Origin of the sequence: Halobaculum litoreum (assembly GCF_030127125.1) — an archaeon.
In the GTDB taxonomy this organism is placed as follows: domain Archaea; phylum Halobacteriota; class Halobacteria; order Halobacteriales; family Haloferacaceae; genus Halobaculum; species Halobaculum litoreum.
This window is the reverse complement of the sequence record NZ_CP126156.1, coordinates 1,367,053-1,382,245: the sequence shown is the minus strand read 5'-3', so window position 1 is coordinate 1,382,245 and position 15,193 is coordinate 1,367,053. Positions and strand designations below refer to the sequence as shown.

The following is a 15,193-nucleotide window of genomic DNA, read 5'->3' as shown; positions in this document are numbered from 1 at the left end:
TGCGAACGACTCAGTCGGATGTACCTTCGGGTGCCGGCGTCCGTCGCCCGTACCCGTCGAGCGCGCCCCGCTTCAGTTCGCGCGCCTTCGTCTCGAGGCGCTCCGCGACCGCCTCGGTCGGGTCGCCGCGCTCGTGGCCCTCGGCGACGATGTCGACCAGCGCCGAGCCGACGATGACGCCGTCGGCGCCCGCCTCGACGACCGTCGCCGCCTGCTCGCCCGAGGAGATGCCGAAGCCGACCGCCTTCGGCAGGTCGACGTCCGCCAGTCGCGCGAGCGACGCGCCCGTCTGGTCGGACACCGACGAGGAGGCCCCGGTGACGCCGAGGCGCGCCTGCACGTACAGGTAGCCCGACGACACGTCGACGAGCTTCCGCAGGCGGTCCTCGCCGGTCGTCGGCGCGACGATGGAGACGAGGTCGAGCCCGAACTCGTCGCAGGCCGCCCGGAGCGGGCCCGCCTCCTCGGCGGGGAGGTCCGGGACGACGAACCCGGAGATGCCCGCCTCGGCGGCCGCCTCGACGAACGGGCGCGGCCCCTGCTCGTCGCCGTACTGGTACAGGAGGTTGTAGTAGGTCATACAGACGAGCGGCACGTCCACGTCCACCTCCGCGACGAACTCGAGGAACCGCGTCGGCGTCATGCCCGCCTCCAGCGCGCGCACCACGGCGTTCTGGATCGTCGGCCCCTCGGCGATCGGCTCCGAGAACGGCAGTCCGAGTTCGATGACGTCGGCGCCGCCGCGTTCGAGCGCCTCGACGTACGCGAGCGACGACTCGTAGTCGGGGTCGCCCACCGCGAGGTACGGGACGAACGCGGGCCCGTCCGCGAACGCGGCGTCGACGGCGTCGGCCATCACAGCCCCCCCTCGAACATCGACATGTCCGGCGCGTTCGGCACGTCGCGTTTGGCGGTCTCCTCGATGGCGGTGTCGAGGTCCTTGTCGCCGCGGCCGGAGACGTTGATCACCGTCACGTCGCCCAGTTCGTCGTGGTGTTCGTGGAGGTAGCCGAACGCGTGGGCCGTCTCCAGCGCGGGGATGATCCCCTCCTCCTGCGAGAGCCGGTGGAACCCCTCGATGGCCGCGTCGTCGTCGACGTTCACAGGCGTCACCCGGCCCTCGTCGACGAGGTGCGCCAGCTCCGGCCCGACGCCGGCGTAGTCGAGCCCCGACGAGACGGAGTGGCTCTCGACGATCTGGCCGTCGTGGTCCTGCAGGAGCTTCGTGCGCGCGCCGTGGAGGACGCCCTCGCTCCCCGTCGACAGCGACGCGGAGTTGGGGGCGACGCCCTCCTCGGCGTCGACCGCGAGCGACGACCCGCCGGCCTCGACGGCCATGAGGTCGACCGACTCGTCGCCGACGAAGCGGTGGAACGCGCCCATCGTGTTCGAGCCGCCGCCCGCGCAGGCGACGACCGAGTCCGGGAGGGCGCCGGTCCGCTCGCGGATCTGCTCGCGCGCCTCCTCGCCGATGATCGCCTGGAAGTCGCGCACCATCCGCGGGAACGGGTGCGGACCGACGACGCTCCCGATGACGTAGTGGGTGTCCTCGACGTTCGTCGCCCAGTCGCGCATCGTCTCCGAGATGGCCTCCTTCAGCGTCCCGCGGCCCGTCGTCACCGGCGTCACCTCGGAGCCGTTGATCTTCATCCGGAACACGTTGGGGCGCTGGCGGTTGATGTCGCGCTCGCCCATGTACACCTCGCACGGCATCCCGAGGTGGGCCGCGGCCATCGCGGTCGCGGTGCCGTGCTGGCCGGCGCCGGTCTCCGCGATGATGCGTTCCTTCCCCATGTACTTCGCGAGCAACACCTGCCCGAGCGCGTTGTTCAGCTTGTGTGCGCCGCCGTGGAGCAGGTCCTCGCGCTTCAGGTACACCTCGGTGTCGTAGCGCTCGGAGAGCCGGTCCGCGCGCTGGAGCGGCGTCGGGCGCCCCCCGAAGTCGCGGATGCGCCGGCGGAACTCGTCGACGAAGCCGTCCTCGTTGTTCAGGACGTACCGTTCGTACGCGTCGGTCAACTCCTCGATGGCGGGCATCAGCGCCTCCGGGACGTACTGGCCGCCGTAGCGACCGAACTTCCCGTCGCCGGCCGAGACCCGTTCGGGGTCGGTCGGGTCGCCGGCCCCTGCGTCGCTGCTCATACGTCGTCCTCCGACTCCGCGGACGTAAATCGCCGGGTGTTGGCCGCCACGTCGCCGCCGGTGCCGGCGGCGTCGGTCCCCTCGGCGTCGACGATCGCCGAGCCGATCAGGAGGCCGTCGGCGCCGGCCGCCCGCATCCGCCGGGCGTCCGCGGGCGTCGCGATCCCCGACTCCGCGATCAGCGTCACGTCGTCCGGGACCGCGGGCGCGACCGCCTCGAACGTCCCGAGGTCGACCTCGAGCTTCCCGAGGTCGCGGTTGTTCACGCCGACGAGGTCCGCGCCCGCCTCGAGCGCGGCCGTCAGCTCCTCGCGGGTGTGGACCTCGACGAGCGGCTGGAACCCCCGCTCGCGCGCGGCCGACACGAGGGTCGCGAGGTCGTCCCCGACGAAGCGCGCGATGAGGAGCACGACGTCCGACTCGACGGCGTCGAGCTGGTCCTCGCGGACGAGGAAGTCCTTGCGGAGGACCGGCACGTCGACCGCCTCCCGGATCCGCCGGAGGTTCTCGACGGAGCCGCCGAAGTGCTCGGGTTCGGTGAGCACGGACAGCGCCGCCGCGCCCCCCGCGACCATCGCCTCGGCCAACTCGACGGGGTCGTCGTCGCGCTCGCCGTCCGTCGTCGGACTGGTCGGCTTCACCTCCGCGATCACCGGGACGCGGCCGTCCGCCTCCGCGGCGGCGAACGCCTCCGGCAGCGACCGCGCGTCGACGGCGACCCGCTCGTCGCCGCCGGGGCGCGCCGCCGCGGCCTCGAGGATGGACCGCACCGCGGGCGCGAGGTCGTCCGATGTAGTGTTCATCTATGTACATCGATGGGCGGTTCCGCTCAAAAGAGTTGCGTCGGCGGCCGGGAGATCGGTCGCCCGCTCGAACGGGGCCGAGGTACGGCTTCCCGCCCGGCCGCCGAGGATTGAAACGCCCGCCCGCCGTTCGACGGGACATGCACACGAACGGCGACGCGACGCCCGGCGACACCGGCGTGTTCGGTCGCGAGTACCCGGCGATCGACGCGGCCGTGGAGCTGGGCACCGCCAGCGGGCGGCTCATCTCCGTGTCGTTCCCCGACTCGGTCGCCGCCGACGCGGCGGGCGACCACGACCTCCTCGATCGGATCGCGGCGTACCTCGCGGGCGCGGAGGACGACTTCGCCGACGTCCCGGTGGCGATCACCGTGCCGACCGTCCAGCGGGACGTGTTGGAGTCGGTGCGGACCGTCCCGTACGGGGACCCCGCGGACCTCGAGTTGGTCGTGCGGATGACCGCGGGCCTCGACCACGAGGACGAGGCCGACCTCGCGACGGCGCGCGAGGCGCTGCGGGCGAACCCGATCCCGATCGTCGTCCCCGACCACCGCGTCCGCGACGCGGAGGGCGCGACGCCGCCGGCCGTCGCCGCCCGCCTCCGGGAGATCGAGGGGTTCTGAGGCGAGCGCGCGCCGCGGCTCCGTCGCTACCGGTCCGAGTAGTCCGGCTGCTCCACGGCGGCCTGTTCGTAGCCGGCCGCCTGCCACGCGGTGAACCCGCCCTCGACGTGCGCGACGTCGACGAACCCCATGTCCCGGAGCGCCTTCGCCGCCAGCGCCGAGCGGCCGCCCTCGTTGCAGTACAGGACGTACCGGCGGTCCGGGTCGAAGTAGTCGCGGTAGTAGTCGGTCTCGGGGTCGGCCCAGAACTCCACCATCCCGCGCGGCGCGTGGGTGTCGCCGGGGATCGCCCCCTCGATCCACCGCTCGCGCACGTCGCGCACGTCGAGGAACGTCGCCCCGTCGTCGGTCGCGTCCCCGCCGTCGTCGCGGGCCGCCCACTCCCCGTGGGCCGCCTCCACGCTCAGCACCTCGACGTGCTCCTCGGCCGCGGCGGCCATGTCCCACGCGTGTGCGTCGAGTTCTCGCATACCGGACGGGAGCGACCCGGGGAGAAAGAACTACCGCCGGCGCCGGCCCGGACGCACGGGCCGCCCGGGACGGCCGCGCGGCGGGCCGACCCCCGTCACCACTCGACGCCGACGCCCTCGTGGACGACGAACGTGAGCGCGTTCACGAGGTAGTGGGCGACGGCCACGACCACGAAACTCCCCGTGAGGAGGAACGCGGCCGCGAGGACGAACCCGAGCGTCCCCGTGGCGACGACGCCCGCGCGCCCCTGTGCGCCGTGGCCGAGCGCGAACGCGACCGACGACAGGACCGCCAACAGCCACGGCGAGGCCGGAACGCCGAGGGCGGCCGCGCCCGCCGAGAACGCGCCCACGAGGACGGCCCGGAAGAGGAACTCCTCGAACAGCGCCACCGTCGGCAACACGGCGACGAGCAGGACCGCCCACCCGAGCCGCGAGCGCGGGGCGAGCGCCCCCGCAGCTCCTCGTTCGCCTCGACGCCCCACCGTTCGGCGAGCCGGCCGCCCGCCTCGCTGGCGAGCCACAGCGCCGCGCCGAGACCGACGCCCAGCGCGAGGTCCGTCGGCGCGAGCAGCGGGACGAGCCCCAACGCGGCGGCCGGAATCTCCGCCCACACCGCGGCGGCGACGAGCACCGTGCCGAACACGCCCTGCGAGAGCGCGACGTTCGCCAGCAGCGCGCCCACCGACAGCGACGCCTCCGCCTCGGCGGCCGCGACCGGGCTCCGCTCGGGCCGCGCCAGCGACGGGTCGTGGTCGACCGCCGGGTGGTACGGCGTCGTCGTCGCCGGCCCCGGGTCCTCGGGGGCGTCGTCGCGGCGGCGAGCCGTCGGCTCGGGGGCGGACGCGAACTGCGCCTCGGACAGCCGCGCGAGGCCGAGCAGTAGGGACAGGACGACGCCCGCGATGCCGGCGAACGCGGTCCAGCGTGTCACGGGTGTCTCGTCGAAAAACGGGTCGCGGTCGGCGCCGTTACTGCGGGCTGGGGCTGGTCGGGCCGGCGGTGCCCGTGCCGGACTCGCCGGTCTTCTCCAGCGCCGAGCCGGTGATGCTCTTGAGGCGGTCGACGAGCGAGTCCTTCTCGGGCTCGCCCTCGAGCGCGATGTCGAGCACCTCCGAGATGTGCTCGACCGGGATGATCTCGACCATCTCCTTGTACTCGTCCTCGATCATCACGTCCTGCTCGTTCGCCTTCGGGATGATGACGCGCGTGCAGCCCGACTTGGCGGCGGCCTCGATCTTGTGGGTGACGCCCCCGACCGGGAGCACGTCGCCCCGGACCGACAGCGAGCCCGTCATCGCGAGGCTCTGGTCGACGCCCACGCCCTCGAGCGCGGAGATGACGGCGGTCGCGACCGTGATGGACGCGGAGTCGCCGTCGACGCCGGAGCCGCCCGTCTGGACGAACTGGATGTGGATGTCCTTCTCGGTGATGTCCTCGTCGGAGAACTTCTTGATGATCGCCGAGACGTTCTGGACGGCCTCCTCGGCCATCTCCTGTAGTTGGCCGGTCGCGATGACCTGCCCGGGCCCCTGCGAGGGGGTGACCTCGGCCATGACGGGGAGCATGATGCCCGAGTCCTCGCCCATGACCGCGAGGCCGTTGACGCGGCCGGTCTCGTAGCCGTCGGCGACCTGCAGCTCGTAGTCCTTGCGGCGCTCGATGTAGTCGTCGGCGAGCTGCTGCTCGATGGAGCGCGAGCGCCCCTTCGCCTCGAGCACGTGCTCGCGGGTGACGCGCTCGGCGTCCTGCGAGCGGGCGATGTCGCCCGACACGCGGACGAGCCCGCCGAGGTTCCGCAGCTCCAGCGTGAGGTGGCCCTTGCGGCCCGCGCGGCGGCGCGCCTCGAGGATGACCTCCTCGATGGCCTCGTCGTCGAACGAGGGGAGCCGGCCGTCCTTCGCGACCTCCTGGGCCACGAAGCGGGCGTACTTGCGCCGCATCTCGGGGGTGTCGTCGATGGTGTCGTCCATGTACACCTCGTACCCGTACCCCTTGATGCGCGAGCGCAGCGCCGGGTGCATGTTCTCCATCGCGTCGAGGTTCCCCGCCGCGATCATGATGAAGTCCGTCGGGACGGGCTCCGTCTGGACCATCGCGCCCGAGGAGCGCTCGGACTGGCCCGTGATGGAGAACTCGCCCTCCTGGATCGCGGTCATCAGCTTCTGCTGGGAGCGGATGTCGAGGGTGTTGATCTCGTCGATGAACAGCACCCCCTTGTTCGCCTTGTGGATGGCGCCGGCCTCGACGCGGTCGTGGCTCGGCGTCTCCATCCCGCCGGACTGGAACGGGTCGTGGCGGACGTCGCCCAGCAGCGCGCCGGCGTGGGCGCCGGTGGCGTCCTCGAACGGCGCGGACTTCTCGTCGGCGTTGTTGACGAGGAGGTTCGGGATCATCGAGTCGCTCCCGCGGGAGCCGTAGCGGAACGCGAGGTAGATGATACCCGCCGCGAGGATGCCGAGCAACACGTTGCTGGCGACGAGCAGCGCGTAGCCGAGCACCACCGCGATGATGATCCACATGAGGAAGCTGCGCATCTGGTTGCGCTTGCGGGCCTCCTCCTTGTGGGCCTCCACGATCTGCTCGCCCTTCCCGGCGGGCACCGTCCGCACCTTGGGGTTGTTGCCGTCGTCGGGGTTGTGGTAGACGAGCACGTCCTGCAGCTCCTCCTTCGGGAGCAGCTCGGACATCGCCTTCGCGAGCATCGACTTGCCCGTCCCGGGCGAGCCGATCATCATCACGTGGCGGCGCTGTTTGGCCGCCTTCATCACCACGTCGCGGGCGTGTTCCTGGCCGATGACCTGATCCACGAGCCGGTCGGGGACCTCGATGTCGTCCGTCGAGTCGATCAGGAGGCCGCCGAGGAGGTGGTCCTCGGCGATCTCCTCGTCGATCTCGGCGTCGATCTCGACGTCGCTACCCAGGTCGTCGATGTCGGCGTCCTCCTCGGAGGGGTCGTTCGACGCGCCGACCGACCGGCCGCCGGTCGTCCCGCCGCCGCCGCCGTTCGACCCGGGATCGATCTCGGGGTCCTCGACGGCGGGGGCGTCCTCTCGGTCCGAGACGTCGCCACCGTCCCGGCTGTCGGTTCTGTCGTTGCTCATAGAATCGTCGCTACCGGGAAACAGGGTCCGTCGATTCATATACTTTCTCCCCCTGTGAGCCCCGTGCGCCGGAGCGAGAACGACGGATAGCGGCCGCATACCTGCGGGATTCCCCCACCCTACGGACTCGCCGGGCTTTTAAACCCGCCGCCTGTTACGTGCTCGTATGCGGGGGTTCTACATCGGGCGGTTCCAGCCGTACCACGACGGCCACCACCACATGGTCGAGGAGATCGCGACGGAGGTCGACGAACTGGTCCTCGGCATCGGCTCGGCGGGCGACTCACACACCCGGCGCAACCCGTTCACCGCCGGCGAGCGCGTGATGATGGTGACGAAGGCGCTCGACGAGCTCGACGTCACCACGTACGTCGTCCCCATCGAGGACCTCGAGCGCAACTCCGTGTGGGTGAGTCACGTCCAGTCGATGTCCCCGAAGTTCGACGTGGCCTACTCGAACAACCCCCTCGTCGTCCGCCTGTTCGAGGAGGCCGGCGTCGAGGTACGCTCCTCCCCGATGTTCAAACGCGAGGTGTTGGAGGGGAGCGAACTCCGCGGCCGGATGATCCGCGGCGACGGCTGGCGCGACCTCGTCCCCGACGAGGTGGTCGACACCATCGAGGAGATCGACGGCGTCGCGCGCATCCGGCAGGTCGCCTCGTCGGACGCCAACGGGGGCGACGACCACGCCCGCCCCTCGGAGACCGACACCGACGGCGAGACGCCGGACCCGGCGTGATCCGCCGATGCTGACCCTCGCCTCCGACTTCGGCTCCCCGTACCCCGCCGCGATGAAGGGCGTGCTCCGCTCGCACGGCGTGACGGACCTCGTCGACGTCGCTCACGACCTCCCGCAGGGCGACCCCCGCGCGGCCGCCTTCTGGCTACGGTTCGTCCTCCCCGAGTTCCCGCCGGCCGTCCACCTCGTCGTCGTCGACCCCGGAGTCGGCACCGACCGCGCCGCGGTCTGCGTGCGCGCCGGCGACCACGCGCTCGTCGGCCCCGACAACGGCTGTCTGCTCCCGCCGGCCCGCGCGCTCGCGGCGGCCACCGGCGACGGCCCCGAGGACGTCGCGGTGTTCGCCGTCGACGGCGGCGACCCGCGCTCCAGCACGTTCCACGGCCGGGACGTGTTCGCGCCCGCCGCCGCCCGCGTCCACGAGGCCGGCGTCGACGCCGTCGAGGGGCTCGACGGCTTCGAGCGGGTCGCCGACTACGACGACTACCGCCTCCCGGACGCGTGGCTGGAGACCGCGACCGCGGCCGGCGAGGTGCTCGTCGTCGACGACTTCGGCAACGCGGTGACGAACGTCCCCGGCTCGTTCCTCGACGACCACGTCGGCGAGTCCGTCGTCGTGGAGACCGCCGCGGGCCGGCAGGCCGTGCCGGTCGTCGAGACGTTCGCCGAGGTGCCGAAACACGACCCGCTCGTCACCGTCGGGAGCCACGGCTACGTGGAGTGCGACGTGAACCAGGGGCGCGGCGACGAAGCGTTCGATCTGGCGCCCGGCCGGTCGGTGACGTTCTCCTTCGAGGAGTCCGTCGCGGCGACGGTCCCCTCCTTCTGAACGTGGTCGTCGCCCCGCTCGCGCCCGTGACCGCCGGCGCCGCCGTGTCCGCGATGAACCTCGTCGGCCTGCTCGCGTTCGCCGTCGCGGGCGCCCTCAAGGGCGCCGACGCCGACCTCGACCCGTTCGGCGTCGCCACCCTCGGGGTGCTCACGGCGCTGGGCGGCGGCACGATCCGGGACGTCCTCGTCGGCCGCGTCCCGGCCGCCCTGCGCTCGACGGGCGACGTGCTCGTGGTGCTGGCCGGCGTCGCCGTGGGCCTGCTCGTCGCCGGAGCGTTGTCGGGCGGCGCCGGCCGCGTCCGCGACCACCCGGCGTTCCTCGGCGCCGACGCGGTCGGCCTCGCCGCCTTCGCCGCCTCGGGCGCCGCCGTCGGCGCCGAGGCCGGGCTGTCGGCGTTCGGCGTCGTCGTCACCGCGACCCTGACCGGCGTCGGCGGCGGCTCGCTGTCGGATCTCCTGCTCACGAGGACGCCGGTCGTGCTCCGGGAGGACTTCTACGCGACGCCCGCGCTGGCGGGCGGCGTCGCCTACGTCGCCGCGGGCGCGCTCGGCGTGCGCGGCGCGACCGCGACGCTCGGCGTCGCGCTCGGGGTGTTCGTGCTCCGGCTCGTCGCCGTCCGCCGGGCGTGGTCGTTGCCGCGGCTGTAGCCGCTGCTCGGGGCGTGTCGTCGAAAGAAGGGTCCGGGGTCGGGGCCGGGTGTGTCGCTCAGTTCGCCGCGATGACGTCGTCGATGCGGAGGATCATCGTCGCAGCCTCGGTGGCGGACTCGAGCGCCTCGCGCTTGACGGCCGCGGGGTCGACCACGCGCTCGTCGGTCGGGTTCGTGATCTCGACGGTGGGGCCGTCGATCACGATGCCGGCGACGCCGTCGCGGTCGTGGCGGGCGCGGAGGTCGACCAGCGCGTCGATGGGGTCGAGCCCGGCGTTCTCCGCGAGGGTGCGCGGGATCGCGTCGACGGCGTCGGCGAACGCCTCGACCGCGAGCGCCTTGCGGCCGGTGACGGCGTTGGCGCCCGCGCGGAGGCGGTCGGCGATCGCGATCTCGACGGCGCCGGCGCCGGGGACGACCTCGCCGTCGGCCCACGCGGCGACGGTGACGCCGAGGGCGTCGTCGATCGCGCGCTCGGTCTCGTCGACCACGTGGTCGGTCGAGCCGCGGACGTACAGCGTGACGGTGCGGGAGTCGTCGCTGCCCTCGACGAACACGACGTCGTCGCCGGACTGCCTCTCGACGCGGACCGACGCGGCGGTGCCGAGGTCGCCCGACGCCATGCCGTCGAGCGTCCCGAGGCGGCGCGCGCCGGTGGCGCGGGCGAACGCGCGGGCGTCGGACTTCTTCACGTTCGAGAACGCGAGGATGCCCGCGTCCGCGAGGTAAGCGGCGACGGGGTCGCTGATCTTCTTCGAGCAGAACACCACGTCGACGCCGGCCTCACGGAGGGTCTCCGCGATCGAGCGGCGCTCGGCGTCCTCCGCGGAGAGGGCGGCGTCGAGCTGCTCGACGGAGGTGATCGTGTACTCGGTGTCGACCTCGCCCGAGCGCACGTCCAGCTTCAGGTCGAGGACGGCGACCGTCGCGTCCTCGACGGCGCGGGGCATGTTGTCGTTGGCGGGCTCCTTCTCGAACACGACGCCACGGACCAGCTCCGTGGCGGCCGCGGAGGCGCCCGTGCGGGTGAACACGCGGATGTCGTCGCGGTCGACGCGGCGGTCGTCGTCGGTCACCTGCAGCACCGCGTCGACGACGATCTCGGCGAGCACGTGGGTCGCGATGTCGCCGGTGCCCTTGCCGGTCATCGCGGACTCGGCGACCGTCAGGAGGGTGTCGCGGTCGACGTCGCCCGCGACGAGCATGCCGTCGACGGCGTCGAGCGCGAGGCGCAGCGCCTCGTGGTACCCCTCGACCACGGCCGTCGCGTGGACGTCGTCGTCGAGGAGGTCCTCGGCGCGCGCGAGCAGTTCGCCCGCGAGGACGGCCGCGGTGGTCGTGCCGTCGCCGACCTCGGCCTCCTGCGACTCGGCGACCTCGACCAGCATCCGGGCGGCGGGGTGCTCGATGTCCATCTCCTTGAGGATCGTCGCGCCGTCGTTGGTGACGACGACCGTCCCCGACGAGTCGACGAGCATCTTGTCCATGCCCCGCGGTCCGAGCGTCGTGCGGACCGCGTTCGCTACGGCGCGGCCCGCGGCGACGTTGGATCGGCGCGCGTCGAGGCCGCTGGTACGCTGGGTCGACTCCGCGAGGATGTAGAGGGGCTGCTGCATGTAGCTCATGGAATGATCAACGAGTAGAATAGTCGCGGTTCTATATCAAGTTTTCGCCGTGAAAATCACGAAAACTGGCAGACGTAGGCGTGATACCGGCTGTCAGTGCTCACGCCCCGTCCACGCATCCGTGATAGCGCTGTCGGCCCCGCGCCCCGGCGGCGTGAACAGACTACAACACTCAAGTCCGGCGAGTCGCTCCGGGCGAGTAGATGTTGGAACTGGAGCACGGGTTCCGCGTGGTCGACGTCCACGCTCGCCTCGACCCCGACGACGGGGCGGTGGTCGCCTCGCGCGGGCGGGAGGTGTCGCCCGAACGGCTCCAGCGCGAGATGCACCAGGCCGGCGTGGTCCGGTCGGCCGTCGCCCCGGGGCGTCGTCCCGCCGGCGAGGGGTACCTGCGCGCGAACAACGCCGTCGCCCGGCTGTCGGTCGACCGCCCGTTCCGTGCGCTCGCCCGGCTCAACGGCCCCCGCGACCCCGGGGAGTCGACGGTGTCGCGCCTGCGCAACCTCGCTGCCGCGCCCGCCGACCACCACACCGACCCGGGCGACGTCGAGCAGTACGCCTACGACCGCCGGCTCCACGGGTTCGTGCTCGACCCCGTCCACGACGGCCTCCCGACTGAGGAGACGCTCGAGGAGGTGGCGCGGGCCGGCGAGCCCGTGCTGGTCCACGGGGGCCGGGGGTTCCCGCCGCACGTCGTCGCGGCGTCGCTCCTCGCGTACGACTTCCCCGTGATCCTCTCGTCGTTCGGCGGCTACCCGCTGGACCGCGGGCTGATGCGGGAGGCGATGGAGTTGCTCGACTCGTACGACGACCTCTACCTCGACACGGCGTTCGTCCGCTTCCGCGACGTGCTGGAGACGGGGCTGTTGGAACACCCCGACCGGATCATGTTCGGCTCGGGCGCGCCCGACACCCACCCCGACGTCGGCGTGATGGAGGTGTTGACGCTCGACGTGCCCGAGGACCTGCTCGACCGCGCGCTGTCGAAGAACGCCGCCCGGGTCATCGAGGGTCTGGCGCCCGGCGCCGACGCCTGAGCGGCGTCTCCCGTCGTCGACCCTCCCAGCGATCGGGGCCGCTGCCGCCGGCTACTCGCGCCGGTCGTACCGCGCGACCGCCCGGTCCGCCCGCGCGGAGATGCCGTTGGGGTTGCGCTTCGGCGAGCGGTCCCGCGTCCGCGCGACGAGCCCGTCGGAGGTGCCGCCGGAGATGCCCCGAACCACGTCGCGGCCGTTGCCCGCCCACGAACTGGGGGTCGCCTCGCCGCCGAGCACGTCGCGGAACGCGCCGACGGCGTCGCCGACGGCGTGGCGCAGGGTGCGTCGGACGACCGTGGGGCGGAGGCCGTAGTTCTTCACCAGCCGGTAGGCGAGCGCGCGGTACTTCCAGCCCAGATCGCGGGTCTCGACGCCGCCGTCGGTCGCCTCCGCGCGGCGCCGAACCGACAGCTCCCCGCGCCACTCGACGTCGACGCCCATCCCGGCGAGGCGGTGGGCGGCGTCGCGGGCCCCGCCGGTCTCGAGGTACTCGTCGAAGCCGTCGAGCGCGTCGAGCGTGCGGCGGTCGATCACCACGTTGCGGCCGCTGAAGTACGTCACCTCCCGGTCGGCGATCCGGCGGGACTCGCGGTCGTCGCTCGTGGCGCCGCCCCGAACCGACTCGCGCAGCGGGCCCGCGACGACCGCGGCGCCGCCGTCGAGCGCGTCGGCGGCGGCCTCGAACCAGCCGTCCTCGACGCGGTAGTCGTAGCCGAGGAACGCCACGGCGTCGCCGGCGGCGACCTCGACGCCCGCGTTGCGGGCGACGTTCACGTTGCGCGCCGCGATCTCGACGAGGACGTCCACGTCGTCGCGGTCGCGCACCATCCCGGTGGTGCCGTCGGCGGAGGGGCCGTTGACGACGACCACCTCCGCGTCGGGCGCACGGGCCGCCAGCGAGTCGAGGCTGGCCGCCAATCGCTCCCGCCCGTTGAGGGTCGGGACGACCACCGAGAGGTCCATATCCGTCCGTAGCGAGTCGAGAAGTTAAAAGGGAGGTTTCGGCCGGACCGCCGCGCCTACCGGTTCAGGTAGTAGACCTGCTTGCGCGCGTCCTTGAACGAGTAGCGCGAGCCGACGAGGCCCTGCTCCTCCAGGCGATTCAGCGCGTACCGCACCGTGCGGTCGGGCAACAGCGACTCCTCGGCGAGCTGCCCCTGCGACAGCGGCGCGTCGCCCTCGAGGACCTTCGCGACGAGCTTCGCGCTCGGCGGCAGGTCGCTGAGGAGGTCGCGGTATTCGGCGTCGGTGAGCGCGTCGGCGGCGTCCGGGTCCGCGGTACTGGTGCTCATACCACAGCGAAGCCCGAGGGTGTTGGTAAAGGTTGCCTCAATACAAGTCCAAGTGGTGCATATCCCTTATACGCATTATATCGGCTCCGGCGTCGCCCGATCGCGAACTGATCGTTCGAGTGGTTCCGCCGCCGGGAGTGACCGTCGGCTCCACGTTCGATCGCGGTCACGGTCACGCGAACGACCAAGTGTGCGGGCCGCGAGCGACCGATCGTGATCCCCGAGTCACACCGCGACATCTTCGAGTCGGAGTCGTTCGCCCACCTCGCGACGCTCATGCCGAACGGGCTGCCGCAGGTGACGCCCGTCTGGGTCGACCACGAGGACGGCGAGTACGTGCTCGTCAACACCGCCCGCGGCCGGCGCAAGGAGAAGAACATCCGGAACAACCCGATGGTAGGCCTGTCGGTGACGGACCCGGACGACCCGTACCGCTACGTGTCGGTGATGGGCGAGGCGGAGCTGACCGAGGAGGGCGCCGTCGAGCACATCGACGCACTGGCGCGGCGGTACTTCGACGTCGACGAGTACCCGCACCACGGCGAGGAGTCGGGGCCGCGCGTCATCGTCCGGATCCCGACCGAGCGGATCGTCACGAGCGGGTGAGCCCCACCCCGGTCCCCGCGTGCTATCAGTATCGTTTTACGGGTCGCCCGAGCACCCCGAGGTAGTGTGAAGGGCCAGGAGTGGTACCAGGCCGACTCGGTCGCCGAGGAGTACGACGCCAAGCGGTTCTCGAAGGGCGGGCGGCTCATCGACCGGCGCGAGAAGCGGGCCGTACTGGAGGCGCTCGGACCCGTCGAGGGCGAGCGCGTGCTGGAGATCGCCTGCGGGACCGGCCGGTTCACCGTGATGCTCGCCGAGCGCGGCGCCGACATCGTGGGGCTCGACATCTCCGACGCCATGCTCGCGCAGGGCCGCGAGAAGGCCCGTCGCGCCGGGCTCGCGTCGACCGTCGAGTTCATGCGCGGCGACGCCGCCCGGCTGCCGTTCCCCGACGACCACTTCGACGCCGTGTTCGCGATGCGCTTCTTCCACCTCGCGGACACGCCGGCGAAGTTCCTCGCCGAGATGGCCCGCGTCTCCAAGGACGTCGTCTTCTTCGACACCTTCCGCGGGTCGTCGTTCCGGACGCTGTACAACTGGGCGCTTCCGATGGGGTCGCGGCTGTACTCCCGCGCGGAGGTCGAACGCCTCGTCGACGGCGCCGGCCTGCGCCTGCGCCGCGACGACCACGACTTCGTGTTCCCGTACGGCTTCTACCGGGAGGTGCCCAACAGCGTCGCCGACCCGTTCTGGTCGCTCGACCGGGCGATCGGCGGCAACGCCGTCGGGGAGAAGCTCTCCTCGGTCTCCTACTGGACGACCGAGGTGTGAGTCACGCCGCCCCGGCGGGCGCCTCGGCGACGCCGTCGCTCGGCGGCGGACTCCGTCGGAGAACGGGACGCCTCAGACCGCGTCGTCGATGACCTCGCCGACGGCGAAGTTGGACTTCACCTCGGTGATCTCGATCTTGACGCGCTCGCCGACCTCGGTGTCGGGGACGATGATCACGTACCCCCGCTCGACGCGGGCGATCCCGTCGCCCTGCTTCCCGAGGTCCTCGATCTCGACGTAGCGGATCTCGCCGCGCTCGACGGGCGGCTGTGGCCCGTCCGTCGGCGCGGGGCTGTCGGCCGTCCCGCCCTCGTCGGCGACGGCGCCCTCGCGCTCGATGAGCGCGACCCGGTACACCCCGCCCGGTTCGACGCTGCCGGTGTCGATCTCCCGTTTGGGCACCTCGATGGTGTACCGGTCGCCGTCGTCGCGGACTTCGGCACTGAACAGACAGAGGAGTTCGTCGGAGATTTCCACGGATATAGACCTCCAACGACACG

Annotated in this window: 16 protein-coding genes and 1 pseudogene; 7 read left to right on the top strand and 10 right to left on the bottom strand. The window is 72.2% G+C overall.

What is annotated here, in order from left to right; all coding sequences use genetic code 11:
- Positions 1 to 10: 10 nt before the first annotated feature.
- Genes trpA through trpC form a run of 3 tightly spaced genes read right to left on the bottom strand, consistent with a single transcriptional unit; the run spans position 11 to position 2,945 of the window.
- On the bottom strand, positions 11 to 856 hold the full coding sequence (gene trpA, locus P0R35_RS07490) for a tryptophan synthase subunit alpha (protein WP_284014552.1): 846 nt from the start codon (positions 854 to 856) through the stop codon (positions 11 to 13).
- A complete protein-coding gene (gene trpB, locus P0R35_RS07485) occupies positions 856 to 2,142 on the bottom strand; it encodes a tryptophan synthase subunit beta (protein ID WP_284014551.1) in 1,287 nt (428 codons plus the stop codon). Before trpB ends, trpA begins: the two co-directional genes overlap by 1 nt.
- Positions 2,139 to 2,945, bottom strand: a complete 807-nt coding sequence (gene trpC / locus P0R35_RS07480) for an indole-3-glycerol phosphate synthase (protein ID WP_284014550.1) — start codon at positions 2,943 to 2,945, stop codon at positions 2,139 to 2,141. Before trpC ends, trpB begins: the two co-directional genes overlap by 4 nt.
- 140 nt (positions 2,946 to 3,085) lie before the next feature.
- On the opposite strand from trpC, the gene P0R35_RS07475 reads away from it, so the two are divergent.
- Positions 3,086 to 3,568 (top strand): MGMT family protein, encoded by a 483-nt coding sequence (locus tag P0R35_RS07475; protein WP_284014549.1) that lies wholly within the window; start codon positions 3,086 to 3,088, stop codon positions 3,566 to 3,568.
- 26 nt (positions 3,569 to 3,594) lie between these two features.
- Here P0R35_RS07475 and P0R35_RS07470 read toward each other — a convergent pair whose 3' ends face one another.
- From P0R35_RS07470 to lonB, 3 genes and pseudogenes are all read right to left on the bottom strand, one after another.
- Positions 3,595 to 4,038: a rhodanese-like domain-containing protein gene (locus tag P0R35_RS07470; protein WP_284014548.1), complete on the bottom strand. Its 444-nt coding sequence runs from the start codon at positions 4,036 to 4,038 to the stop codon at positions 3,595 to 3,597.
- A gap of 95 nt (positions 4,039 to 4,133) precedes the next feature.
- Positions 4,134 to 4,972, bottom strand: a pseudogene (locus tag P0R35_RS16415) (CPBP family intramembrane glutamic endopeptidase).
- Between the two features lie 37 nt (positions 4,973 to 5,009).
- Positions 5,010 to 7,142: an ATP-dependent protease LonB gene (gene lonB, locus P0R35_RS07460; RefSeq protein ID WP_284014547.1), complete on the bottom strand. Its 2,133-nt coding sequence runs from the start codon at positions 7,140 to 7,142 to the stop codon at positions 5,010 to 5,012.
- Between the two features lie 166 nt (positions 7,143 to 7,308).
- On the opposite strand from lonB, the gene P0R35_RS07455 reads away from it, so the two are divergent.
- Genes P0R35_RS07455 through P0R35_RS07445 form a run of 3 tightly spaced genes read left to right on the top strand, consistent with a single transcriptional unit; the run spans position 7,309 to position 9,360 of the window.
- Complete coding sequence (locus tag P0R35_RS07455) at positions 7,309 to 7,881, top strand: nicotinamide-nucleotide adenylyltransferase (protein ID WP_284014546.1); 573 nt, start codon at positions 7,309 to 7,311, stop codon at positions 7,879 to 7,881.
- 7 nt (positions 7,882 to 7,888) lie between these two features.
- Positions 7,889 to 8,710 carry an SAM hydrolase/SAM-dependent halogenase family protein gene (locus P0R35_RS07450; protein WP_284014545.1) on the top strand — a complete coding sequence of 274 codons (822 nt, stop codon included), beginning with the start codon at positions 7,889 to 7,891 and terminating at the stop codon, positions 8,708 to 8,710.
- 53 nt (positions 8,711 to 8,763) lie between these two features.
- Positions 8,764 to 9,360: a trimeric intracellular cation channel family protein gene (locus P0R35_RS07445; RefSeq protein ID WP_284014584.1), complete on the top strand. Its 597-nt coding sequence runs from the start codon at positions 8,764 to 8,766 to the stop codon at positions 9,358 to 9,360.
- 58 nt (positions 9,361 to 9,418) lie between these two features.
- Here the strand turns inward: P0R35_RS07445 and thsA are convergent, their stop codons facing one another.
- Positions 9,419 to 10,978 (bottom strand): thermosome subunit alpha, encoded by a 1,560-nt coding sequence (thsA, locus tag P0R35_RS07440; protein ID WP_284014544.1) that lies wholly within the window; start codon positions 10,976 to 10,978, stop codon positions 9,419 to 9,421.
- 212 nt (positions 10,979 to 11,190) lie between these two features.
- Between thsA and P0R35_RS07435 the strand changes: the two genes are divergently transcribed.
- On the top strand, positions 11,191 to 12,024 hold the full coding sequence (locus P0R35_RS07435) for an amidohydrolase family protein (RefSeq protein ID WP_284014543.1): 834 nt from the start codon (positions 11,191 to 11,193) through the stop codon (positions 12,022 to 12,024).
- Between the two features lie 51 nt (positions 12,025 to 12,075).
- On the opposite strand, the gene P0R35_RS07430 is transcribed toward P0R35_RS07435, so the two are convergent.
- Both P0R35_RS07430 and P0R35_RS07425 read right to left on the bottom strand, forming a co-directional pair.
- Complete coding sequence (locus P0R35_RS07430) at positions 12,076 to 12,987, bottom strand: glycosyltransferase family 2 protein (RefSeq protein ID WP_284014542.1); 912 nt, start codon at positions 12,985 to 12,987, stop codon at positions 12,076 to 12,078.
- Positions 12,988 to 13,043: 56 nt separating this feature from the next.
- Positions 13,044 to 13,316, bottom strand: coding sequence for a MarR family transcriptional regulator (locus tag P0R35_RS07425; RefSeq protein ID WP_284014541.1), 273 nt, complete (start codon positions 13,314 to 13,316; stop codon positions 13,044 to 13,046).
- A gap of 213 nt (positions 13,317 to 13,529) precedes the next feature.
- Here P0R35_RS07425 and P0R35_RS07420 point away from each other — a divergent pair, with 213 nt between their 5' ends.
- Together P0R35_RS07420 and P0R35_RS07415 are read left to right on the top strand one after the other, a co-directional pair.
- Positions 13,530 to 13,922 carry a PPOX class F420-dependent oxidoreductase gene (locus tag P0R35_RS07420; protein WP_284014540.1) on the top strand — a complete coding sequence of 131 codons (393 nt, stop codon included), beginning with the start codon at positions 13,530 to 13,532 and terminating at the stop codon, positions 13,920 to 13,922.
- A 66-nt stretch (positions 13,923 to 13,988) separates the two neighbouring features.
- Positions 13,989 to 14,693, top strand: coding sequence for a class I SAM-dependent methyltransferase (locus P0R35_RS07415; protein WP_284014539.1), 705 nt, complete (start codon positions 13,989 to 13,991; stop codon positions 14,691 to 14,693).
- 72 nt (positions 14,694 to 14,765) lie between these two features.
- Here the strand turns inward: P0R35_RS07415 and P0R35_RS07410 are convergent, their stop codons facing one another.
- Positions 14,766 to 15,170: a TRAM domain-containing protein gene (locus P0R35_RS07410; protein ID WP_284014538.1), complete on the bottom strand. Its 405-nt coding sequence runs from the start codon at positions 15,168 to 15,170 to the stop codon at positions 14,766 to 14,768.
- Positions 15,171 to 15,193 lie beyond the last annotated feature (23 nt).

Coding starts and splice junctions, on each gene's coding strand:
- P0R35_RS07445 (WP_284014584.1), top strand. CDS start 8,764: ATGAACCTCGTCGGCCTGCTCGCGTTCGCCGTCGCGGGCGCCCTCAAG.
- trpB (WP_284014551.1), bottom strand. CDS start 2,142: ATGAGCAGCGACGCAGGGGCCGGCGACCCGACCGACCCCGAACGGGTC.
- trpC (WP_284014550.1), bottom strand. CDS start 2,945: ATGAACACTACATCGGACGACCTCGCGCCCGCGGTGCGGTCCATCCTC.
- thsA (WP_284014544.1), bottom strand. CDS start 10,978: ATGCAGCAGCCCCTCTACATCCTCGCGGAGTCGACCCAGCGTACCAGC.
- P0R35_RS07430 (WP_284014542.1), bottom strand. CDS start 12,987: ATGGACCTCTCGGTGGTCGTCCCGACCCTCAACGGGCGGGAGCGATTG.
- P0R35_RS07435 (WP_284014543.1), top strand. CDS start 11,191: ATGTTGGAACTGGAGCACGGGTTCCGCGTGGTCGACGTCCACGCTCGC.
- lonB (WP_284014547.1), bottom strand. CDS start 7,142: ATGAGCAACGACAGAACCGACAGCCGGGACGGTGGCGACGTCTCGGAC.
- P0R35_RS07475 (WP_284014549.1), top strand. CDS start 3,086: ATGCACACGAACGGCGACGCGACGCCCGGCGACACCGGCGTGTTCGGT.
- P0R35_RS07455 (WP_284014546.1), top strand. CDS start 7,309: ATGCGGGGGTTCTACATCGGGCGGTTCCAGCCGTACCACGACGGCCAC.
- P0R35_RS07450 (WP_284014545.1), top strand. CDS start 7,889: ATGCTGACCCTCGCCTCCGACTTCGGCTCCCCGTACCCCGCCGCGATG.
- P0R35_RS07470 (WP_284014548.1), bottom strand. CDS start 4,038: ATGCGAGAACTCGACGCACACGCGTGGGACATGGCCGCCGCGGCCGAG.
- P0R35_RS07425 (WP_284014541.1), bottom strand. CDS start 13,316: ATGAGCACCAGTACCGCGGACCCGGACGCCGCCGACGCGCTCACCGAC.
- trpA (WP_284014552.1), bottom strand. CDS start 856: ATGGCCGACGCCGTCGACGCCGCGTTCGCGGACGGGCCCGCGTTCGTC.